Origin of the sequence: Nocardioides rubriscoriae (genome assembly GCF_008087085.1) — a bacterium.
GTDB lineage: Bacteria > Actinomycetota > Actinomycetes > Propionibacteriales > Nocardioidaceae > Nocardioides > Nocardioides rubriscoriae.
Genome location: NZ_VIYJ01000016.1, coordinates 44959 through 66576, shown reverse-complemented (window position 1 = coordinate 66576; position 21618 = coordinate 44959). Strand labels below are relative to the sequence as shown.

General features: G+C 73.3%; 19 protein-coding genes. 5 read left to right on the top strand and 14 right to left on the bottom strand.

All coding sequences use genetic code 11. The features are described 5' to 3' along the window. The first annotated feature begins 179 nt into the window (after window positions 1-179). Entirely contained in the window at window positions 180-881 is a 702-nt protein-coding gene (locus FZC61_RS22080; RefSeq protein WP_170286228.1) for a DUF2625 family protein, read from the top strand. 753 nt (window positions 882-1634) lie between these two features. Here the strand turns inward: FZC61_RS22080 and FZC61_RS22075 are convergent. From FZC61_RS22075 to FZC61_RS22050, 6 genes are all read right to left on the bottom strand, one after another. Further along, complete coding sequence (locus FZC61_RS22075) at window positions 1635-2120, bottom strand: PGPGW domain-containing protein (RefSeq protein ID WP_148616429.1); 486 nt, start codon at window positions 2118-2120, stop codon at window positions 1635-1637. Continuing rightward, window positions 2117-2557 (bottom strand): PGPGW domain-containing protein, encoded by a 441-nt coding sequence (locus FZC61_RS22070; RefSeq protein WP_148616428.1) that lies wholly within the window; start codon window positions 2555-2557, stop codon window positions 2117-2119. Before FZC61_RS22070 ends, FZC61_RS22075 begins: the two co-directional genes overlap by 4 nt. A 39-nt stretch (window positions 2558-2596) precedes the next feature. Then, the gene (locus FZC61_RS22065) at window positions 2597-3091 is read right to left on the bottom strand and encodes a nuclear transport factor 2 family protein (RefSeq protein ID WP_211357397.1); all 495 of its coding nucleotides are present in this window, start codon (window positions 3089-3091) and stop codon (window positions 2597-2599) included. A 1-nt stretch (window position 3092) separates the two neighbouring features. After that, window positions 3093-4088: an SGNH hydrolase domain-containing protein gene (locus FZC61_RS22060; protein ID WP_148616427.1), complete on the bottom strand. Its 996-nt coding sequence runs from the start codon at window positions 4086-4088 to the stop codon at window positions 3093-3095. A gap of 68 nt (window positions 4089-4156) precedes the next feature. Then, a complete protein-coding gene (locus FZC61_RS22055) occupies window positions 4157-4927 on the bottom strand; it encodes a lytic murein transglycosylase (protein ID WP_148616426.1) in 771 nt (256 codons plus the stop codon). Next, window positions 4924-7233: an acyltransferase family protein gene (locus FZC61_RS22050; protein WP_148616425.1), complete on the bottom strand. Its 2310-nt coding sequence runs from the start codon at window positions 7231-7233 to the stop codon at window positions 4924-4926. Before FZC61_RS22050 ends, FZC61_RS22055 begins: the two co-directional genes overlap by 4 nt. A gap of 152 nt (window positions 7234-7385) precedes the next feature. Here FZC61_RS22050 and FZC61_RS22045 point away from each other — a divergent pair, with 152 nt between their 5' ends. Beyond that, the gene (locus tag FZC61_RS22045; RefSeq protein ID WP_148616424.1) at window positions 7386-8933 is read left to right on the top strand and encodes an adenylate/guanylate cyclase domain-containing protein; all 1548 of its coding nucleotides are present in this window, start codon (window positions 7386-7388) and stop codon (window positions 8931-8933) included. Between the two features lie 113 nt (window positions 8934-9046). On the opposite strand, the gene tpx is transcribed toward FZC61_RS22045, so the two are convergent. The 3 genes from tpx to FZC61_RS22030 all read right to left on the bottom strand — a co-directional run bounded on the left by tpx (window position 9047) and on the right by FZC61_RS22030 (window position 11945). Beyond that, on the bottom strand, window positions 9047-9538 hold the full coding sequence (gene tpx / locus FZC61_RS22040; RefSeq protein WP_148616423.1) for a thiol peroxidase: 492 nt from the start codon (window positions 9536-9538) through the stop codon (window positions 9047-9049). A gap of 44 nt (window positions 9539-9582) precedes the next feature. After that, complete coding sequence (locus tag FZC61_RS24020; RefSeq protein WP_148616422.1) at window positions 9583-10908, bottom strand: lytic murein transglycosylase; 1326 nt, start codon at window positions 10906-10908, stop codon at window positions 9583-9585. Between the two features lie 158 nt (window positions 10909-11066). Next, window positions 11067-11945, bottom strand: coding sequence for a hypothetical protein (locus FZC61_RS22030; protein WP_148616421.1), 879 nt, complete (start codon window positions 11943-11945; stop codon window positions 11067-11069). Between the two features lie 165 nt (window positions 11946-12110). Between FZC61_RS22030 and egtB the strand changes: the two genes are divergently transcribed. Both egtB and egtD read left to right on the top strand, forming a co-directional pair. Further along, window positions 12111-13403 (top strand): ergothioneine biosynthesis protein EgtB, encoded by a 1293-nt coding sequence (gene egtB / locus FZC61_RS22025; protein WP_148616420.1) that lies wholly within the window; start codon window positions 12111-12113, stop codon window positions 13401-13403. Then, window positions 13400-14380, top strand: a complete 981-nt coding sequence (gene egtD / locus FZC61_RS22020; RefSeq protein ID WP_148616419.1) for an L-histidine N(alpha)-methyltransferase — start codon at window positions 13400-13402, stop codon at window positions 14378-14380. The genes egtB and egtD overlap by 4 nt, the downstream gene beginning before the upstream one ends. A gap of 7 nt (window positions 14381-14387) precedes the next feature. Here the strand turns inward: egtD and FZC61_RS22015 are convergent, their stop codons facing one another. Further along, window positions 14388-15125, bottom strand: coding sequence for a hypothetical protein (locus tag FZC61_RS22015; protein ID WP_148616418.1), 738 nt, complete (start codon window positions 15123-15125; stop codon window positions 14388-14390). Window positions 15126-15274: 149 nt separating this feature from the next. Here FZC61_RS22015 and FZC61_RS22010 point away from each other — a divergent pair, with 149 nt between their 5' ends. Further along, window positions 15275-16963 (top strand): O-antigen ligase family protein, encoded by a 1689-nt coding sequence (locus FZC61_RS22010; protein WP_148616417.1) that lies wholly within the window; start codon window positions 15275-15277, stop codon window positions 16961-16963. Here FZC61_RS22010 and FZC61_RS22005 read toward each other — a convergent pair. The 4 genes from FZC61_RS22005 to FZC61_RS21990 all read right to left on the bottom strand — a co-directional run bounded on the left by FZC61_RS22005 (window position 16960) and on the right by FZC61_RS21990 (window position 21445). Continuing rightward, window positions 16960-18114 (bottom strand): cysteine desulfurase-like protein, encoded by a 1155-nt coding sequence (locus tag FZC61_RS22005; RefSeq protein WP_148616416.1) that lies wholly within the window; start codon window positions 18112-18114, stop codon window positions 16960-16962. The genes FZC61_RS22010 and FZC61_RS22005 overlap by 4 nt on opposite strands. Then, the gene (locus FZC61_RS22000) at window positions 18111-18947 is read right to left on the bottom strand and encodes an HAD-IIA family hydrolase (protein WP_148616415.1); all 837 of its coding nucleotides are present in this window, start codon (window positions 18945-18947) and stop codon (window positions 18111-18113) included. Before FZC61_RS22000 ends, FZC61_RS22005 begins: the two co-directional genes overlap by 4 nt. A gap of 323 nt (window positions 18948-19270) precedes the next feature. Beyond that, complete coding sequence (locus FZC61_RS21995; protein ID WP_148616414.1) at window positions 19271-20155, bottom strand: aldo/keto reductase; 885 nt, start codon at window positions 20153-20155, stop codon at window positions 19271-19273. Between the two features lie 42 nt (window positions 20156-20197). Next, on the bottom strand, window positions 20198-21445 hold the full coding sequence (locus FZC61_RS21990; protein WP_148616413.1) for a PucR family transcriptional regulator: 1248 nt from the start codon (window positions 21443-21445) through the stop codon (window positions 20198-20200). Between the last annotated feature and the right edge of the window lie 173 nt (window positions 21446-21618).

Here is a 21618-nt window from a genome sequence, read left to right as displayed (position 1 = left end):
GTTGTTCATGAACGTCCTCCTTGAGTGGGGTTGGGACACCAAGCCCGAAACACCGCACCAGGGAGGACGTTCACCTGTCCACCAACGACCCCCACCTGCGGCTACCCAGAACGCCTTCCTATGCCGCGACCCGCGCGGTCGTGCCGAAGGTCGGGCGTAACGGGGTGCAACGATGTGGTGTGATCAGTCGACGGTCAGCGGCAACCCTCCGCGACAGTCCCAACCCCGCGTGGCCTGAGATTCTCAACCTGGTCACCGATGCTCCCGTCCAAGTCGAGGTCGTGCCCACGGACTCGACGTCTGGCGATGCCGCGCTCGAAGCCATGCAGGTAACCACCGCCAGTTTCCTCGGAGCCCTCGCGGGTGAGTGCGGAGCAATCCTCATAGAGCACGGCTGGCTCCGCATCCTTGGCGCTGGCGCGCAGGACCTGCCCGGTCTCCACGAGGTCAACCGTCTCTCGGACGGACCACCACCCTTCCTGGAAGTTGCTTGGGACGTGCTCGGTGGCCGGTTCGCTATCAACGGAGGCGGTCTGAACGCGCCACCAGGCGAGGTTTGCTACTGGGGTCCTGACACCCTCGACTGGACGCCGATTGGTGGAGGCCACTCAGCATTCGTCTCGTGGGCACTCACGGGAGGAACGACGGACTTCTACGACGGCCTCCGTTGGCCCGGTTGGAAGCACGAGGTTGGTTCCCTCTCATCCGACCAAGGCCTATCGCTGTGGCCCCCGCCGTTCACCACCGAAGGGCGCGACCTCGCCGTCGTAAGTCGCGGTGCAGTGCCGCTGTCGGAACTGCACTCGTTCTACGGCGATATGGCCCGACAACTACCCGACGGTGTCGACGGGTCGTCCCTCGAGTTCAAGTTCACTGATTGAGTCAGCCGCCCGACTCTGCCGCCAAGAGGGCTGCGCCCGACCTTGCGGGGCGCAGCCACCCAAACGATGCCGCGACATGGCGTCTCGGCAGACGGCCTTGAGGCCCTAGTCGGCTGCGAGGTCCTGAACGAGTGCGTCCCAGTCGTCGTGGATATCCGTCATTGGCCAACGGACGTCAGCCTCGACCGAGTAGCTGAGATGGACCACTGCCCGGCCTGTCTCAGGCAGCCAACAGACGACAACGTCAAGATGCCGCTTTACGCACGCGGGGACCACTTCCACCCCGACAAGGCGGTGCCCGTCGGGCGCTTCTCGTCGGAGCTCCGATTCGAGCGACTTAGCTTCCGAGTCACTGGGTAGCCACCACTCGCCAGGAAGAGACGCCACATCAACCGAGGGCATCACGGGAAGAGTCTCCTCTACGCGTGCCCAGAAGCGCCCGACTTTGCCGCCCAGCGGGCTCCGCCCGACTCTGTCGCCGCGAGTGCGGTGGGCGGCAGCGGTGCGTCGGCCACCTTTGCGGCGACAACAGCCCCCGGAAAGGTGGCTGGCTCACCGCCGCGGTGTCGAGCCGCCCGACCCTGCCGCCAGGAGTGCGCGGTGATCCCGGCGTTCGGGCGCCGTCGGAACCAGCCGTAGAACGACGGGCAGGTTGAGTCGTAGCGTCTCGGCTCTGTCCGTGTGACGGCGTCCTCGGCGAGAACGAGTCCGACCTGCCCGACGTCGTCCGAGTGCTGTCGCCCGCCCGCCGCCTCAGGCCCCGCGGAACTCCCGGTCGGCTTCCTCGATGTCGGCCTCGAGTGCGGCGACGGCCTCGGGGTTGCCGTGGAAGCGGCGGTAGGAGTAGACGAGCAGCGCGACGGCGATGAGCGCGGAGCCGACCAGGGTGAAGCTCGTGGCCCGTCCACCGGGCAGCCAGGTCCAGTCGGGCAGCGGCCACCAGCCGGGCTGGGCCGGGTCGGCGTACCAGTAGGCCGCGCACGCCAGCAGGAACAGCACGCCCACGAGCGAGACCGCGATGCGCAGCGGGGTCTCGACGCTCTCGGCGGCACCCTTCAGGGCGCGGTACTTGACGGGGTCGAGGCGCCGCTCGGCCCACTCGTACTGCTGCGAGAGCACGGCCAGGCCGGCGAAGATGCCGAGCAGGCCGGGCCCGGGGAGGGCGATCATCGCGATGCCGGCGATCAGCAGACCCCAGCCGGCGACCTCGATGAGCACGCGTCTGGCGGCGGTCTTCATGGTCGAAGCATTCCAGAGCCGGTCAAGCGGCAGGCCCACGCGTAGCCGACCAGGCCGAGGGTCAGCAGGCCCGACACCAGCTGGCTGACCCCCGCCGCCCAGCCTCCGGGCAGCCAGGTCCAGGCCGGCAGCACCCACCAGTCGGGGCGGGCCGGCTCCCAGAGCCACAGCAGGCCCGACGCGGCGAGCAGGGCGCAGGTGGTCAGCGACCACAGGGCCCGCCAGCCGGTGGCGACCCCGCGCTTGGCCTCCTCGAGGACCCGCTCGCGCAGGGCCACGACCTGGCGCTCGGCCCACTCGGACTCGCGGGCCAGCAGCAGCAGGCCGGCCAGCATCACCAGCAGCCCGGGCCCCGGCAGCGGGAAGAGCACGACACCCACGGCGAGCAGCAGCCACCCGGCCACGACCACGCCCCAGCGCCGGACCCTCGCTCCCACGTCGCGAGGATCGCCCGTCGTGGCGACGCGGAGGTGAACTCAGCCCGAGTACTGCGCGACGTAGGCGCGGCCCTCGTCGGACAGGGTGCCGTGAGCCTCGGCGACCGCGGCCCAGCGCAGGGTCATCCGCAGGAAGCGCAGCGGGTTGTAGACGTCCTCCTCGCGGGAGAACAGCCCGTCGCCGGCGTAGGTCATGATCGTGAGGTTGGACTCCTCGTGCACCGAGCCGTCACCGGGGTCGGGCATCAGGTTGCGCACCTCGCAGATCAGCCGCGACGTCGACTCGTCGACGGTCTGCCAGGCCAGCGGGAAGCCGGTCATCACCGAGCCGGGGAACGACGTCATGGTGGCGACCGCCCACGCGCGGATCTCGTCGCGGCCGTGGAAGGTGCCGTAGGCGTGCTCGACGTAGACGGCGTCCTCGGTGAAGCTCAGCGCGTAGTCGTCCCAGTCGCCGCTCGCCGTGTGCTGCCGCACGCGGTCGTGCATCGCGGCGTAGGCCTCGGTGATCTCGGCGGCGCTGAAGCGGGGCACGTCAGCAGAAGATGATCAGCGGGCAGCCGGGGTCGACCGGCGGCGGCTCGGTGCTGGGGACGACGGCGTCGACGGTGCGGGTGAAGTAGGACTTCAGGGTCGCCGACATCGTGGCGCTCAGGTGCAGGTCGTCGAACCAGGTGTGCGTCGAGCCGACCAGGCCCCGGCACACCTTGGCGCCGCAGAAGCGGGCGTTGACGTCGATCGGCTTGCGCGTGCCGAGGACCGGCTTGAGCGCCTGCGCGACGTAGCGGCGGGTGGCGGCGGCCTCGGGCAGGGACTTGCCGCGCGCGAGCTGGCACGAGTAGGGCTCGTTGCCCTTGGCGCAGTCGCGGTGCCGCTCGGGGACGGTGGCGACCTGGCCGATCACGTCGACGTCGGAGCCGATGGCCTTGAGGGTGCGCGCGAGACGGGGGGTGGCCTTCACCATGGCGGCCGCCATCATCCCGACGTACGACACCCGGTCGCGGACCTTGCGGGCGTGGACGTAGCGCTGCCAGCTGCCGGCCAGCACGATCCGGTAGGGACGCCCGCTGGCCTCGAGCTTGCGGGCCACGTCGATGGCCAGGGCGTTGGAGCGGAAGCAGGCGGGCACCGAGTCGTCGGGCGCGACCTGGTTGTCCATGGGCGGGCAGGAACCCATCATCACGCCGATCAGGTTGACCCCCCGGCCCTGGACGGCGGCCTTGAGCGCCGGGATGAACATCCACGAGTGGGAGTCGCCCCACAGCACGATGGTCGGCCGGTCGGCGTCGTAGGGGTTGAGCTGGCAGACCACCGGCTTGGCCGGGATCTTCTCCTTCGGCGTCGCACACTCGCGCGGCATCCGTGGGAAGTCCTGGCTGGGGTTGCGCGGCTTGGCTGACACGGCGGTGGCGGTGGTGACCTGCTCGGGGGCGGCCTGGGCGGTGCTGGTCGTCGAGGTGACCAGCAGGGTCGCCAGGACCGCCGTGGCGACGGCGGTCACGACCAGGGAGATGAGGGAGCGCATCTTCATGATGCCCACATGGTGACACCCGACCGTCCACGACGCAGGAGAAGGCCGCAACCTGGTACGCGCGGGTCTCAGCCGGTGCGGTCGGCGTACGTCGTCGCGGCGGAGTGCACGGCGTCGACGTAGGCCCGGGCGTTGTTGTAGGACAGCACGGCGTCGGTCCAGCCCTGGCCGGTGGTGAGGTCGCGGCCGCCGGCGCACAGGTAGTCGGCGGCGGCCAGTGCGGCGTCGTCGAGGTCGTGGGGGTCACGCACGCCGTCACCGTCGCCGTCGGCGGCCCACTGCTCCCAGGTGGTCGGGATGAACTGCATCGGCCCCAGGGCGTGGTCCCAGTCGGGGTCGCCGTGGTAGCCGGTCGTCTCGGGCGTCGCGCGGATGGCGGCGAAGGGGCCCTCGCCGTCGAGCGCGGGGCCGAGGATGCGGGTGGAGGAGCGGCCGTCGGCGCCCAGCGTGCGGCCACCGAGCGTGCCGTGCTGCGACTCGACCCAGCCGATGCCGGCCAGGGTGGTCCAGCCCAGACCGCAGGAGCGCGGTGAGGCGAGCTCGGCGCGGGCGTAGGCGCCGAGCGCGGCCTCGGGCAGGCCAGCGGCCCCCGCCGTACGTCGCAGCCACGCGGGGTCGACCTGCGGGACGCCGGCCCCGGAGCCCGCACCGGCAGCGGCACCCGCCGTCGGCGCCGGCCGGGCGACCGGAGCAGCGACGTAGGCGGCGGCACCGCCCGGGGTGAGGTCGCGGACCGGGGGACGGACGTAGAGCGTCTGCTGCACGACGTAGGCGACGCCGGACAGGGCGACGAGGGCGGCGACGAAGACGAGGACCGCCCGCAGGGGCCGGCCGGTCACCCGGCTGCTGCGTCGCTGGTCTCGGTGTCGCCGACGATGTCGCGCAGGCTCGGCACGAAGTACTTCTTGAGCATCCGCGACATCTTGGCGCTGAGGTGGTTGTCGTCGAAGTAGTAGGTGACGCCGCCGGACTCGGCGAAGCACATCGTGGTGTTGCACAGGGCGCCGACCGGGTCGATCAGGCGCGGCGGCGTCAGCCCGCCGTTGCGGTTGCTGGACCTGCCGTCGGTCGCGGCGGCGTCGGTGACCCCGGCGGCCCGGCCGATCTCGGAGCCGGTGGTGACGATGACCCGGGTCTTGCCGGTCTCGGGGTCGACCGCGCCGGGCAGGCCGCTCATCAGGCCCAGCAGCCAGTCGCGGTTGTCGGCCTCGTCCTTGATGGCGTCGACGCGCGGCACGTCGCAGGAGTAAGGACGCGAGATCGCCTCGCACAGCGGGGCGTTGCGGGGGATGATCGGCGTCGGCCCGACGACGTCGACGTCGGCGTCGATCTCGGCCAGCCGCTCGAAGAGCGCCGGCGTGCCGAGCTGGCTGTAGGTCGCCATCTTCTTGACGTAGTCGACGCTGGCGTCGGCGGCCCCACCGATCTTGGGCGTGCCGCGGTAGGTCTCGTAGCTCTGGCTGATGATGATCTTCAACGGCGCCCGGTCGTCGACGTGACGCTCGGCGAAGCGCAGGGCCAGGGCGTTGGAGCGGGCGCACGCGCCGGTCGCGGTCTCGGTCGGGATGAAGACCGGGCAGGCGCCCATCACGAACGCGACGACGTTGACGTCCTTCTTGCGGGCTGCGGCCTCGATGGCGGGGATGTACATCCAGGCGTGCGAGTCGCCCCACAGCATGAGGGTCGGGCGGCCGAACTCGAAGGGCACCAGGTCGCACTGGCCGGGCTTGCTCGGGATGAGGGTCTGGCCCTCGAGGCACGAGGCGGGCAGCTCGGGGGCGTCGGCCAGCTGGGCGTTGACCTCCTGCCAGTGCGGGGAGGTCTCGGCCTCCTCGGCCAGGGCGAGCGCCCCGCCGCTGAGCCCGGCGACGCACGACATGGCCAGGACGCCGCTGATCATCACGCGGCGCGAGCCCCACGTACGGCTCTTGCTGACGGTGCCGGAGCGCTTGTAGAACAGGCCCTCGATGTAGCGGTAGCTCAGCCAGGCGACGAAGAGCGCGGCGAGCACCAGGGCCACCCGCACGTGCAGCGGCGGCGGGGCCAGGTTGAGCGACTCGCCCAGGACGAGGAACGGCCAGTGCCAGAGGTACCAGCCGTAGGAGACCAGACCGAGCCCGACGAGGAACGGGATCGACAGCAGGCGGGTGACCACCGTGGGCCCACCGACGCCCGCCCAGACCAGCAGGGCCGCGGCGGCGCACGGCAGCAGCGCCCAGTAGCTGGGGTAGCCCTCGACCGGCATCGGCTTCCAGATGACGAAGGCGATGATCGCGACGCCGGCCAGGCCCATGACCTCGCGCAGGTCCTCGGCCGCGCGGACCTTGCGGACGACCAGGGCGAGGGCCACGCCGATGAGGAACTCGAAGGCCCGGGTCACCGGCAGGTAGTAGGCGGCGTCGGGGTCGGTGTCGGCCAGCGAGATGGCCAGCCAGGCCGAGGCGACACCGAGGGCGACGGTGGTGAGCAGCAGGGTGCGGACCACGGGCATCCGCAGCAGCTTGGACAGCAGCCAGGCGAGCAGGATCGCGATCGGCAGGCCGAGGTAGAACTGCTCCTCGACCGACAGCGACCAGGTGTGCAGCAGCACGCCGGTGCCGGCCTGGTGGCTGAAGTAGTCGACGTCGCCGGCGTTGCTGGCGTGCAGGAAGAAAAAGTTGGAGACGAAGCCGGCCGCCGCGGCGGCCGAGCGGGCCGTCTGCTGCTGCGGCCCCTCCCCACCGGCCCCGGTGGGGGTCAGGATGAAGTAGCTGAGCACCAGGACGCCGATGATCATCGTCGCCTTGGCCGGGATCAGCCGGCGCGCGCGGCGGGCGTAGAACGCGCCCCACTTGATGGCGCCGGTCTTGGTGAACTCGTACATCAGCAGGCCGGTGATGACGTAGCCGGAGACGACGAAGAACAGGTCGAGGCCGATGTAGGCGCCCTCGAAGCCGGGGACCTTGGCGTGGAAGCCCATCACCATGATCGCGGCCGCGCCCCGGATGCCGTCGATGTCGGGGCGGTACTCGCCGCGGCTGGCCGGCGTGGGGGCGTTGCGGGTGCTCTTGGCCGGGGTCGACGTCGTCGTGCCGGCCTTGGCGCGCTCCGGGCGAGGCTCGGGGTCGCCGCCGGGCCGGGTCGCGGTCAGGGTGGAGCTACTCACCGGCGCACCCTTCCCGTCAGATCCCCATGCCTCGGCTGCGTCGCGAGGCGTCCATCCGCAGCGCGCCCATTATGCGACGTCCAGGCTGTTCGATGTGAACCAACGTCTGGATTGGACCAGTGCCGGGCCGGCCGGCCGCCTACGGTGATCTCGTGAGCGACGGTCGGCGCAACCCGTTCGGCTCGCGGCTGCTCGGACCCGCCGACCAGACCGCCCGCGCGCTGCGGGTCCGCGTCCAGCTGCTCCTGACCGGCCTGCTCGTGACGACCAACGTCGTCGGCGCCGGCGTCGTCCTGGTGATCTCCAGCGTGGTGATCCCGGCCCCCTCGGCCAACCGAGGGACCGTCCTGTCGCTGGCGATCGGCGTGCCGACGTACGTCGCCCTGGCCGTCGTGGTGGGCGCGGTGCTCGGCACCACCACGACGCTGCGGGCGATGCGCTGGGCGCTCACCGGTCTCGAGCCCGACGCCGCGGACCGGGAGCGTGCTCTGCGCGTGCCGCTGCGCCTGACGCAGCTGCAGGGCGGGTTGTGGCTCGGGGCGACCGTGCTGTTCACCGGGCTCGCGCTCCTGCTCCAACCGTCGCGGGCCCTGACGACCTTCGCGACCGTCGCGATCGCGGCCGTCGTGGTCTGCGCGGTCGCCTACCTTTTCACGCAGTTCGCGGTGCGCCCGGTCTCGGCCCGGGCCCTCGCGGCGGCGCCGCTCACCGCCCGGCCGCGCGGGGTCGGGGTGGGCGACCGGCTGGTCATCTTCTGGTGCCTGGGCACCGGCGTACCGATGCTCGGGCTGATGCTCACCGCGCTGCTGGCCCTGGTCAAACCGGGCGACACCTCGCTGACCCGGCTCGCGGTGACCGCGGTCGTGATCGGCGGTGTGGTGCTCGTCTTCGGGCTGATGGTGACGGTGCTCAACGCCCGCTCGGTGGTCGCGCCGGTGCTCTCGGTGCGCGACGCGCTGCTCGACGTCGAGCGCGGCGACCTCGAGCGCGAGGTCCCGGTCTACGACGGCACCGAGCTGGGCCTGCTGCAGTCCGGCTTCAACCAGATGGTGCACGGGCTGCGCGAGCGCGAGCACCTGCGCGACCTCTTCGGCCGCCACGTCGGCCAGGAGGTCGCGGCCGCCGCCGCGGCCGGCGGGGTCGAGCTGGGCGGCGAGACCCGGGTGGCGACGGTGCTGTTCGTCGACCTCGTCGGGTCGACCGGGTACGCCACCCGGCGCTCGCCGGGCGAGGTCGTCGAGATGCTCAACCGCTTCTTCGGGGTCGTGGTCGACGAGGTCGACCGCCACCACGGCCTGGTCAACAAGTTCATCGGTGACGCCGTGCTGGCCGTCTTCGGCGCCCCGGTCGCGCTCGCTGACCACGCCGAGCAGGCGCTGCGGGCCGCCCGGGCGATGGCCGCGCGACTGGCCCACGAGGTGCCCGAGGTCGGCGCGGGCATCGGGGTCGCGACCGGCGAGGTCGTCGCCGGCAACGTCGGACACCGCAGCCGCTTCGAGTACACCGTGATCGGCGACGCGGTGAACTCCGCCGCCCGGCTCACCGACCTCGCCAAGGAGGTCCCGGGCTGCGTGCTCGTCGCCCAGGCCACGGTCACCGCGGCCGGCGCCGACGAGAGCGGCCGCTGGACGTCGTACGACGAGGTCGTGCTGCGCGGGCGGTCGACCCCTACCGAGGTCGCCGTGCTTGCTGAGTGCTAGCTGCCGACCGACGCCGTCGGGGTAGTCCCTGACGTCAATCAGCTCCGGAGGCCCCGGATCCTTGATTTCCGTCAGGGACTACCCCGACAGGTGGGTGTGGGGCTAGCGGCTGGCTAGCGCAGGGAGGCGACGGCGGCGTCGTAGTCGGGCTCGGTGCCGATCTCGGGGACGAGCTGGCTGTGGATCACGGTGCCGTCGGCGTCGACGACGACGACCGATCGGGCCAGCAGGCCCTCGAACTTGCCGTCGGCCAGGGTGACGCCGTAGTCGGCACCGAACGTCGACCGGTAGGCGGAGGCGGCGACGACCTTGTCGATGCCCTCGGCGCCGCAGAAGCGGGCCTGGGCGAACGGCAGGTCGGCCGAGACGTTGACGACGACGGTGTCGTCGAGGGAGGCGGCGAGCTCGTTGAACCTCTTGACGCTCGCGGCGCACACCCCGGTGTCGACGCTGGGGAAGATGTTGAGGACCGTGCGGGTGCCGGACGCGAGGGTGACCTCGCTGAAGTCGGACCCGACCAAGGTGAACGCCGGGGCGGTGTCGCCCACCGCGGGGAGCTCACCGACGGTCTGACAGGGGTTGCCGCCGAGGGCAGTAGTGGCCATGGGCCCATTGATACCAGCAACCCGCACGGGGGTCGGCCGGCACCTCAGCCGACGGGACGGGCCTCGTCGCTGGACGGGGACGTCCGGGGCGTGGCCGGCGGGCTCGACGGGGTGCTCGGCGGGGTGGGCACGGGCGTCTCGTCGGCCGGTGCGGTGTAGGTGGCCAGGCAGGTGTCGTAGTCGTCGTCGGCCACGGTGGGGTCGTCGACCAGGTCGAGCTCGGCGCAGTAGAGCGCGGCGTCCTCGGGGGTGAGGGTGCCGGGATCGGGCTCGGGGTCGGGGGGCGGGTCGGGGGTCGGGTCGGCCGGTGCGTCGGGGTCGGCCGGCGCCTGGGTGGGCGGGTCCACCGGGGCGCCCGGTCCGCCCGGCAACGCTGCGCCGACCGGTTCGGCCGCGGTGGCGGGGGTGCCGGCCGAGACGACCGACGGGCCGACCGGCTGGGCGGCGGCGGTCGGGCCACGGTGGCCGTGCGCCGGCTGGGCGGCCACGAGCCCCCCGACGGGAGGGGCGGCCGGGGCCGGCGGGCCGACCAGGGCGGTGCGGGCCGAGAGCACCGGGCGCGGGCCGGGGAGGTGGTCGTCGCGGAGGTAGCCGGCCATGACGGCGAGCACCTCGGTGACGTAGGCGTCGCTGCGGTTGTAGCGGTGGACCGCGAGCCGCTGGCCCGCGGGGCTCGAGAGGTCCTCGTCGCCGGAACAGAGGTAGACGGCCGCGGCGAGGGCCGCGTCGTCGAGGTCCTGGGGGTTGCGGTTGCCGTCGTCGTCGGCGTCGACCCCGACGACCGCCCAGGTCGACGGGATGAACTGCATCGGGCCGACGGCACGGTCGTAGCGGGTGTCGCCGTCGTACTGGCCGGCGTCGGTGTCGGGGATCGCACGGGTGCCGTGTCGCCCGTCGAGGACCGGCCCGGTGATCGGAGGGGTCGAGACCCCGTCGGCGCCGGTGACTCCCCCGCCGACGCGTCCGTGGTCGGACTCGACCCGGCCGACGGCGGCCAGCAGCTGCCAGCTCAACCGGCAGGTCGGGTCGGCGGCGCTGATGACCGTCTCGGCACGTTGGTAGGCGGCGAGCGCGGCGGAGGGGATGTCGGTCGAGGACGGCGTGCTGACCACCGGCGTGACGCGGCCGACGGACGCGGCGATCTCGTCGGACGCCGAGAGGCTCGCGGGGCGGTCGAGGGGGGCGAGGGGGACGACGGGCGCGTCGGGGAGGGGTCGCGCACCGGGGGCGGCGGCCGTCAGGGGCGTCGGGGTCGCCGCGCCCGACAGCGCCGGGCCGGACCCGGCCACGTGGGCGGTCCAGGCGACCGAGACCAGCGCGAGGGGCACCACGGACGCGACCTGCTTGAAGCGCGTCGTGTGGCCAGTCATGTCGTCGCCCCTCCGAGGGTCCGTCGTACGGCGCCTCGGACGTCCGTCGCCCGCTGCGTGGGTCCATTAGAGCACCGCCGCACAGGCAACCTCACCAATGTCCACTTGAACACTGAAGATTCACCCGGAGTTACCCGGAAAGACGGGACCGACGGCGGCTACAGGAGCCCGGTGAAGGCCTTCGTGCCCTTGACGAGCTGCAGTCCCTTGATGCCGGAGCGGCGCTGGGCGAAAGCGAGCTCCTTGGCGAGGTCACCGAGGTTGTTGGAGGCGGGGATGGGCGCGAGGGCGACGGTCGAGAGCGTGCCGACGGCCTTGCCGCCGGCGGTCATGAAGCCCGAGCCGGAGTCGCCGGGGATGCCCGGGGTGAGGGTGTAGAGCGGGTGGGACCAGCCGCGGTCGGCCGCGGCGTCACCGAGCCCGGCGCCGTACTTGGGCGACAGGACCGTGAGTCCGGCGCGCAGGCTGGAGTTGCCGTAGCTGTAGACGCGCTCGCCGAGGCCCAGGCCATCGGTGTCGAGGCCGGTGGGCCCGCCCCAGAACGGCACCGAGGGGTTGACCTTGGCGACATCCTTGGCGTCGACCTTGACCAGCGCGAAGTCGTTGTAGGCGCAGGTGGCGGGGTCGGTGGTGCCGATCCTGCGCTCGGTCAGCCACGAGGAGTAGGCGAGCGTGCCGCCGCCCAGGCGGGTGCCGCCGCTGACCAGGCTGCCGCCGCGCACGAAGGTGACCCGGGTGCCGAGCGGCAGCGACGCGGTGGTGCAGCCGTTGGTGTCGGTGGCCTCGCCCTTGCCGGCGCAGTGGGCGGCGTAGCCCAGGTAGACCCCGCCGGTGGCGTCGCTGAAGACGAAGTTGGTGGTGCACTGGGCACCGGCGGTGTAGGCCATCACGCCGGGCGTCAGCGTGGCCCGGGCCGCCGCGGTCCAGGTGGTCTTGCGCCGGGCGGGTGCGGCGTCACCGGGGCTGGGCGCGAGCAGCAGCGACGCGGCCAGGACGGCGGCGGTGGCGGTCGCGAGCAGGCGTGCGAGGCGGGTCATCGGTCCTCCGGGGAGCAGACGGGGTCGATACCCCAACGAGCATGCCCCACCCCTGGTCACGGGGCGTCTCGACGGGTGATCGCAGCGCGACGCAGACATGACGTTCTGATGACGGACGGGTGCCGGGGTGTCGACCTGGCTCGGAACGTCGTGTTCAGTGGACGCATGACGATCCAGACCCCGGCCGACTGGCCGACCGACTGGGACCCCCATGCGCTGCTCCAGCGCTACGACGAGGTCCGTGCGCACACCGAGAGACTGGCGGCGCCGCTCTCCCCCGAGGACCAGACGGTGCAGTCCATGGCCGACGTGTCGCCCACCAAGTGGCACCGGGCCCACGTCACCTGGTTCTTCGAGACCTTCCTGCTGGCCGACCACGAGGCCGGCTTCGCCCCGTTCCAGGACCAGTACTGGTTCCTCTTCAACAGCTACTACGAGACGCTCGGCCCACGCTTCTCCCGCCCCGACCGTGGCCTGATCACCCGGCCCGGTGTCCACGAGGTCGGCGACTACCGCGCCAACGTCGACGACCGGGTCCGTGACCTGGTCAGCCGCCTCGACGGCGGCACGCTCGACAAGCTGGGCGCGACGATCGAGCTCGGCTTCCACCACGAGCAGCAGCACCAGGAGCTGCTGCTCATGGACGTCAAGCACGTCTTGTCGCGCAACCCGCTGCGGCCGGTCTACGCCGGCGCTCCCCCGCCGCGCAGCGAGCCCGACGAGCTGGGCTGGGTCGACGTCGAGGGCGGCCTGGTCGAGGTCGGCCACCGTGGCGGCGGCTTCTCCTTCGACAACGAGCTGCCGCTGCACCGCCAGTGGCTCGAGCCCTACCGGCTCGCCGACCGGTTGGTGACCAACGCCGAGTGGCTCGACTTCATGGCCGACGGCGGCTACCGGCGCCACGAGCTGTGGCTGTCCGACGGCTGGTCCAGGGTCAACGGCGAGGGCTGGGACTCCCCGCTCTACTGGTCGCGGCACGACGGGGTCTGGCTCGAGCACACCCTGCACGGCACCTGGCCGGTCGACCCCGGCGCGCCGGTGTGCCACGTCAGCTTCTACGAGGCCGAGGCGTTCGCGACCTGGGCCGGCAAGCGCCTGCCCACCGAGGGCGAGTGGGAGCACGCGGTGGTCTCGACCGGCGCCGGCGGGGGTGGCCCGGACCTCGAGGCCTTCCACCCGCGCGCGGCCGGCCCGGCCACCGGCGGGCTGCGCCAGGTGCACGGCGACTGCTGGGAGTGGACGGCCTCGGCCTACCACCCCTACCCCGGCTTCCACCCGCCCGCCGGCGCGATCGGCGAGTACAACGGCAAGTTCATGTCCAACCAGATGGTGCTGCGGGGCGGCTGCGCGCTGACCCCGCCGGGCCACGCCCGCACGACCTACCGCAACTTCTTCCCGCACGCCGCCCGCTGGGCGGTCTCCGGTGTGCGCCTCGCCGATGGAGGTGCTCCCCGATGACGGAGCTCAAGGTGTCCGTGCTCGTCGACAGCGACTGGGCCTCGGGCTCCCTGGTCGACGACGTACGCCGCGGGCTCGGCTCGCACCCGCGGCGGCTGCCGCCCAAGTGGCTCTACGACGACGAGGGCTCGCGACTCTTCGACGAGATCACCCGGCTCCCGGAGTACTACCCCACCGAGGCCGAGCGCGCGATCCTGCAGGCCCACGCCGCCGACATCGTCACCGCCAGTGGCGCGAGCACCGTCGTCGAGCTCGGCTCGGGCACCAGCGACAAGACCCGCACCCTGCTCGACGCGTTCGCCGCGGCGGGCCGGCTGCGGCGCTTCGTGCCGGTCGACGTGTCGGAGCAGACCCTGCGCGACGCGGCCGACATGCTCCACCGGCGCTACCCCGGGCTGGCCGTCGAGGCGCTGGTCGGCGACTTCACCCTCCACCTGGGCCACCTGCCGCCCAACGAGCCCGACGGGCGCCGCATGGTCGCCTTCCTCGGCGGCACCATCGGCAACCTCTACGTCGAGGAGCGCGCCGCGTTCCTCGGCGCACTGGCCGACTCGCTCGACCCGGGCGACTCGCTGCTGCTCGGCACCGACCTGGTCAAGCCGGTCGACCGGCTGGTCGCCGCCTACCACGACAGCCAGGGCGTCACCGCGCAGTTCGTGCGCAACTGCCTGGCCGTCCTCAACCGCGAGCTCGACGCCGACTTCGACCTCGACGCGTTCTCCTACGTGCCGTTCTGGGACGGCCACATGGAGCGGATGGACCTGCGGCTGCGCGCCGAGTCGCCGCAACGGGTCACCATCCCCGGCGCCGGGCTCGACCTCGACCTCCACGTCGGCGAGGAGCTGCGGGTCGAGATCTCGACCAAGTTCCGCCCCGACGGCATCCGCGCCGAGCTCGCGGCCGCGGGGTTCGAGACCGTCGAGCTGTTCACCGACCCGGCGGGCGACTTCGGGCTGACCCTGGCCCGGCTCGCCTGACGGGCTGCTAGTCGACGGGGGCGGTGCGCGCCGAGGCCGTGGCGTCGTCGTAGCCGGGCCGCGAGGCGCTGACGACGACCCGCAGGCGCACGCCGCGGTCGGCGCGGACCACCCGGTACTCGGGCCGGGTGGCGCGCGGGATCGCCGTACGCCCACGGAACCACTGGTAGGTCAGCTCGACGCCGCGCGGCGACCACGAGCCCTCGGAGACCGAGAGCCGGCGTCCGACCGCGGCGCGGCCGCTGATCTCCGGGACCTCGCGCAGGTCGATGGTGCCCGGCTGCACCCGGCGGGTCGACTCCGAGACGGCACTGCCGGCGGTGTAGCCGCTGCGGCGGGCGACCACGACCACCGCGACCCGCTGGCCGACCGCGCGGGCGCCCGGGGTGTACGTCGGGCCGGTGGCGTCGGGCACGACCCGGCCGCCCAGGAGCCACTGGTAGCGGACCTTGACCTCCCGCGGCCGCCAGGTGCCCGGGGTGGCGCGCAGGGTCTCGCCCACCTCGGGGCTGCCGGTCACGACGGGCGCGACCCGCACGGTGACCGACGGCGTGCTCACGCTGAGCCGGTCGTACGACGCCGCGTAGGCACCCCGCAGCAGGTCGCCGGCCTGGCCGGCGGCGGCACCGTGGTGGGCCCCGGCGGGCCGGTGGTGCCCCTGCGGGGCGACGAGGGCGTACGACGAGCCGGCGGCGCCGAGCACGAGGGCGGCGACGGCGGTCGGGACGAGACGGCGGAGCGGCACGGGAGTCTCCTACGGGTGGTGGGTGGAGCGACGGTAGGCGCCGCGCGGACCGCGCCGCAGGGCTTCGGGGGCCACGTGGCCCTGCCTGACCAGGAGGTCCGACCGATCGGCCACCCCACACGGTCGGGCGGCGTGCCAGGCTGCGCGGTGTGAACGGCCCGGTGAGCGCGTCCTGGCGCCGTCGGCTCGCGCTCGGCCTCCTGGTCGCGGCCCCGCTGGTGTCGGTGCCCGGTGGCTTCTCGGGCCACGTGCCGGCGGCGCTGCTGCTGACCACGCTGGGCTGCCTGGTCGCCCTGAGCGCGCCGGCGGTCGGCGTCCTGCCCCGGCCGCTCGTGGTCGTCGGCGTGGCCTGGCTGGCCGTGCTGGTCGTCGCCGCCCTGGCCGGCGAGACCCCGGTGGCGTCGCTGGTCGGCCGGTGGCCCCGCTACGAGGGGGCGCCGGTGCTCGTGCTGTACGCCGCCGCGGCGTGGGCGGGCGCGCGGGTCTTCGTGGTCCGCGAGCCATGGCTGGCGCGGGCCCTGGCCGCGGCGTCGGCGGTGCTGGCCGTCGCCTCGGTGGTCGCCGTGGCCGGCGGGGAGGGACGCTCCGGCGCGCTGCTGGGCAACGCCAGCGACCAGGGCGCGGTGGCGATGATGGCGGCGCTCGTGCTCGCGCGGCCGGCGGTGCGCGACCGCAGCCCGGTCGAGGTCGTCGGCCTGGTGGCCGCCCTGACGACCGTCGCCGCGTCCGGCTCGCGCACCGCCCTGGCGCTGACCGCGGTGGGCCTGGTGGTGCTGCTGGCGCGCGTCGCCGTGCTGCCGCTGGTCATCCTGCTGGCGGCGATGGTGGCCGCGGCCCTGGCCGTGCCGTCGACCCGTGACCGGCTCGTCGGCGCCGAGACCGGGCGGGCCCGGCTCGACCAGTGGCGCCTGACCCTCGACCTCGTCGCCGACCACCCGTGGCTGGGCCTGGGCCCGAGCCGCTACGGCGACGCGTTCCCCGCCCACGAGAGCGCCGGCTTCGTCCGGTTCACCGGTCCGTCGGTGCTCGCCGACTCCCCGCACTCACTGGCCCTGCAGGTGCTGGTCGCGGGCGGGGCGGCCCTGCTCGCGGTGTCGGCCGTCGGGGTGGTCCTGGTGGCGCGCCGGTGCGCGGCGGCGGTCCGCGCGGACGCGACGACGCTGCCCCTGGTGGTCGCGGTGGCGGCGTACCTGGGGTCGGTGGCGGTCAACTTCACCACCGCCGGCCCGACCTGCCTGGCCGCGGTCCTGCTCGGGGCGGCGGTCGCCCTGCCGGCGGGCGACCGACCACCGCGGTCCGTGCTCGCCCCCGGGTCGCTGCTGCTGGTCGGCGTCGTCGTGCTCGCCGCGGCCTGCGTCGGCGACGTCCGGACCGCGCAGGGCATCGACGCCGCGGTCGACGGCGACGTCGGCGCCGTCTCCGACCGGCTCGACGCCGCCCACCGCTGGCGCCCGTGGGACGCCGACCTCGGCACCCTCGCCGCGCCCGCCCTCGCGCAGCGCGCCAGCAGCGGGCTCCCGGGTGCCGACGGCGCGGCCGGTCTCGCCGAGGAGTGGGCCGAGCAGGGCCTGGCCCGCTCCCCCGACGACTACCGGACCCTCGTCGCGCTCGCCGTGGCCCGCTCCGTCGAGGGCCGGTACGCCGAGGCCGTCACGGTGCTCGACCGCGCGGTGCGGCTCGCCCCGCGGCGCCCGGACGCCTACGTGCAGCGCGCCATCGCGCGCGTTGGGCTCGGCACCCCCGAGGGCCGCCGCGCCGCCCTCGCCGACGCGCGCGCCGCGGCTGCGATCACGCCGCGCTCCCCCGTCGTACGCCGGCTGCTGCGGGTGCTCGGCTAGAGCGCGGCGAGCGCCTCGAGCAGCCGGTCGACCTCGACATCGGTGGAGTACGGCGACAGCCCGACCCGCACGCCCCCGGTGTCGCCGAGACCGGCGTGGCGGGAGGCCTCGATCGCGTAGAAGCTGCCGGCCGGGGCCAGGACGCCCTGCGCGGCGAGGTCGGCGCGCACGTCGTCGCCGGCCCGGCCGTCGACGTGCAGCAGCACGGTCGGCGTACGCCGGGCGGGTGTGCCGTGCACGCGCACGTGGTCGAGGCCCGCGAGGCCGGTGAGCAGCCGGTCGAGCAGCGCGGCCTCGTGCTCCTCGACCAGCGGCATGCCGCCGATCGCGTCGATGAAGTCGACGGCGGCGGTGACGCCCGCGAGCTGCTCGTAGGGCAGGGTGCCGAGCTCGAAGCGCTCGGGCACCGCGTCGCTGGAGGGTAGCAGCTTGCCGGGGCGCAGGGTCTCGAGCAGCGCCGGGGCCGCGGCGAGCGCGCCGAGGTGGGGCCCGAAGAACTTGTAGGGCGAGCACGTCAGCAGGTCGGCCCCGAGGTCGCCGAGCGAGACCGGCGCGTGGGCGGCGAGGTGGACCGCGTCGACGTGCACCAGCGCGCCGACGGCGTGCGCGGCGTCGGCGACCGCGCGCACCGGCGGGCGGGTGCCGAAGAGGTTGGAGGCCCCGGTCAGGGCGACCAGGCGGGTGCGCTCGGAGAGCACGGTCGCGGGGTCGTCGAGCTCGGTGGTCACCGGGTCGAAGCCGAGCCAGCGCACGGTCGCGCCGGCGGCCTCGGCGGCCAGCACCCACGGCCGCACGTTGGCGTCGTGGTCGAGGCGGGTCACCACGACCTCGTCGCCCGGGCCCCACGTCGCGGCCAGGGCCCGGGCGACGTCGAAGGCGATCGCGGTCATCGACCGGCCGAAGACGACGCCGGCCGGGTCGGCGTCGAGCAGCCGACCGATCGCGGCGCGCGCGCCCTGGGTCGTGGCCTCGGTCAGCCGCTCGGGCTCGGTCAGCGACCCGCGCTGGCACATGCCCGACGTCATCGCCGTCGCGACCGCCTGGGCCACCTCGACCGGCAACAGCGACCCGCCCGGGCCGTCGAAGCGCACCAGGCCCGAGTCCAGCGCGGGGAAGGACGCGCGGACCCGCTCCACGTCGAAGGTGCTCATCGGTCGTCCTCCTGGGTCTCCGAGTGGGTCTCCGTCTGCGTCTCGGTCACCAGCGCGACCAGGTCGGCGATCGAGTCGACCACCACCGTCGGGCGGTAGGGGAAGGTCTCGACCTGCTCCGGCCGGGTGGAGCCGGTCGTCACCAGCACCGTACGCAGGCCCGCCTCGAGCCCGCTGATGATGTCGGTGTCCATCCGGTCGCCGACCATCACCGTCGACTCGGAGTGGCCGTCGATGCGGTTGAGCGCGCTGCGCATCATCAGCGGGTTGGGCTTGCCGATGAAGTACGGCGTGCGCCCCGTCGCGGTGCTGATCAGCGCGGCCACCGACCCGGTCGCGGGCAGCAGCCCCTGCTGGCTCGGGCCGCTCGGGTCGGGGTTGGTCGCAATGAACCGCGCCCCGGCCGCGACCAGCCGGATCGCCTTGGTGATCGCCTCGAACGAGTAGGTGCGTGTCTCGCCGAGCACGACGTAGTCGGGGTCGCGGTCGGTCATCACGTAGCCGATGTCGTGCAGCGCGGTGGTCAGCCCCGCCTCCCCCACGACGTACGCCGTCCCGTGCGGGCGCTGGTCGGCGAGGAACTGCGCGGTCGCGAGCGCCGAGGTGAAGATGGCCTCCTCGGGCACGTCGATCCCGCTGCCGAGCAGTCGCGCGCGCAGGTCGCGCGGGGTGTAGATCGAGTTGTTGGTCAGCACCAGGAACCGGCGACCCGACGACTGCAGCGCCGAGATGAAGTCGGTCGCGCCGGGGATCGGCACCTCCTCGTGCACGAGGACGCCGTCCATGTCGGTGAGCCAGGTCTCGACCGGGCGGGCGGTGAGCAGGGAGGTCATGACCCCAGTCTCGACCACGGCACCGCCGGCGCGAAGATGCGGGGACGTCGACGGCACTGGGCGTGACGACCGCCTGCCCGCCAGAGGCCGGTCGATTGCGGGAGTTTCACCGCTGAAGCGGTGAAACTCCCACTTCTGTCGCAAAACTTCGTACCAGAAGTGGGAGTTTCTTCACGTGAGTTGAGCGTGACGACCTGCTGCTGGCCTGGGGGGGCGGCCGGTTGTGGGAGTTTCACCGCTGAAGCGGTGAAACTCCCACTTCTGTTGCAAAACTTCGTGCCAGAGGTGGGAGTTTCACCGCGTACGCGGTGAAACTCCCGCCGCTAGCTCGCGTCGAGAGCAGCGATCTCGTCGTCGGTCAGCACGAGGTCGGCGGCGGCGGCGGAGTCCTGGATCGACGAGGGCCGCTTGGCGCCGGGGATCGGGATGACGACGGGCGAGCGGGCGAGCATCCAGGCCAGGGCGACCTGCTGCGGGCTCACGGCGTGGGCGGCAGCGACCTCGGCGAACGCCGGGTGCTTGTCCGCGAGCTGCTTGGCGTCGCCAAGGCCGCCGAGGGGGCTCCACGGCAGGAAGGCCAGGCCGAGCTCCTCGCAGACGTCGATCTCAGGGGCGCTGGAGCGGAAGGCCGGGCTGTACTGGTTCTGCACGCTGACCAGCGCGTCGCCGAGGACGGAGTGCGCGAGCCGGATCTGGTCGGGGTCGGCGTTGGAGAGCCCGAGCATCGCGACCTTGCCCGACTCGTGGATCTCCTTCATCGCCCCGAGGACCTCCTCGTAGGGCACGGCCGGGTCGGGGCGGTGGTGCTGCCACAGGGCGATCTGCTCGACGCGCAGGCGCATCAGGCTCGCGTCGACCGCCTCGTGCAGGTGCTCGGGGTCGCTGTCGAGCCCCCAGCCGCCGCCCTCGGTGCGCACGTGCCCGCCCTTGGTGGCCAGCAGGACCTGGTCGCGGACGCCGAGCTCGTCGAGGAGCCCGGCCACGAGCCGCTCGTTGGCGCCCTGGGCGTCGATGCCGAGCTCGTCGCCGGGGCCGTAGGCGTCGGCGGTGTCGAAGAGGGTGACGCCGGCGTCGAGGGCGGCGCGCACGGTGTCGAGCAGCTGCTCGCGGGGCTGGGTGCCGGTCTGGTCGAAGGTCATCAGGCCCAGGCCGATCGCCCCGACCTCGTGACGGCCGACGGTGTCGTTGCCGAGGTGTCGTGTCTGCATGGTCCCTGTCTAACAGGGCCGGCAACGGGCAGGAGCAGGGCGCTACTCGCTGCCCGACACGATGCTCACGGCCAGCAGCAGGTCGATGAGCTCCTCCACCCGGCGCACGTCGCAGCCGGTGCGCTCGGCGATCCGCTCCAGGCGGTAGTAGACGGTGTTGGCGTGCACGTGCAGCTGCATCGCGGCGAGCTTGGCGTTGAGGTCGCAGGCGACGTAGCGGCGCAGGGTCTCGACGAACGTGCCGCCGGCGGCGAGGTCCTCCTGCACGAAGGCCCGCACCTGCGGGCGCACCAGGCGCCGGACGGTGCGGTCGTGGGTCTGCACGAGGTAGTCGAGGGTTGACATGCGCGACAGCGACTGCACGCCGGAGCGCCCGCGCAGCGATCGCCGCGCCATGCGCGCCTCCTCGTAGGCCTCGGGGATGTCGAGGAAGCCCGGGTGCACCGAGCTCACCCCGACGACCGGGAAGACGCCGTGCCCGGCGAGCGAGGCGATGCCGGCGCGCACCCGGGTGAGCATCCGGTCCTCGCCGCCCTCCTCGACGGGCACCACGGCGACCACCTCGTCGTGGCGTACGACGACCAGTCCGCGCCCGGGGTTGTTGAGGGCCGAGCGCAGCAGCGCGTGCGCGGCCCGGTCGGGGCTGCGCCCGGCCGGCAGCGCCAGCGACCCGACCACCACGGCCAGCGGGGCACTCTCGCTGATGCCGACGTCGGCGAGCATCTCCAGGCGCGGACGCACCGTGGGCGGTCGGCCCTCGAGGAGGTCCTCGAGCAGGTCGCGCGCCAGCCGCGCCGAGTCGGCGAGCTGGAAGGCCTGGGCCTCGAGGTAGGCCTCGGCCGCGGCGGTGCTGCCGACCTCGATGGTGCGCATCAGCTGCCCGACGATGTGCAGGGCCGAGTCCTTGGTCGAGGGGTCCTGCGCGACGCCCTCGAGGACGCCGTCCCACAGGGCGATCTGGCCGATGCGGAAGGCCTTCATGAAGTCGGCGAGGGTGATGCCGAGGTCGACGCGACGCATCGCGTGGCGGCCGGTCCAGGGGAAGTCGGCCCGGGTCGGGTCACGACGCTCCGCGAGCGTCTCGGTGAAGGCGGCGAAGACCTGCGCGCAGTGCGACTCGACCTCGGAGCGGAACCCCCGGTCGTCGTGCACCGCGTAGGCGTCGATCTCGTCCCACATCGTCGCCGCGGCGGCGTGCGCGACCTCGTCGGTGCACGCGCGCACCCAGGAGACGAGCCGGTCGACCCCACTCGTCTCGTTGCTGCCGGCCGTGGCCACAGCCCCGGTCACCGCCATCTCGCACCCCATGTGTTCGCTGGTGGCGCGGAGTCTGCACCAGGTGAATGTGGTCACACCACCCCCACGGGCGATCGCTGAGACGCGGTCTATACCGCGCCGACCGGATGCTCGTCCCAACCCCCGTCGGGGATCTTTGTGACCCGACCCCAAAGACACCGGGCGGT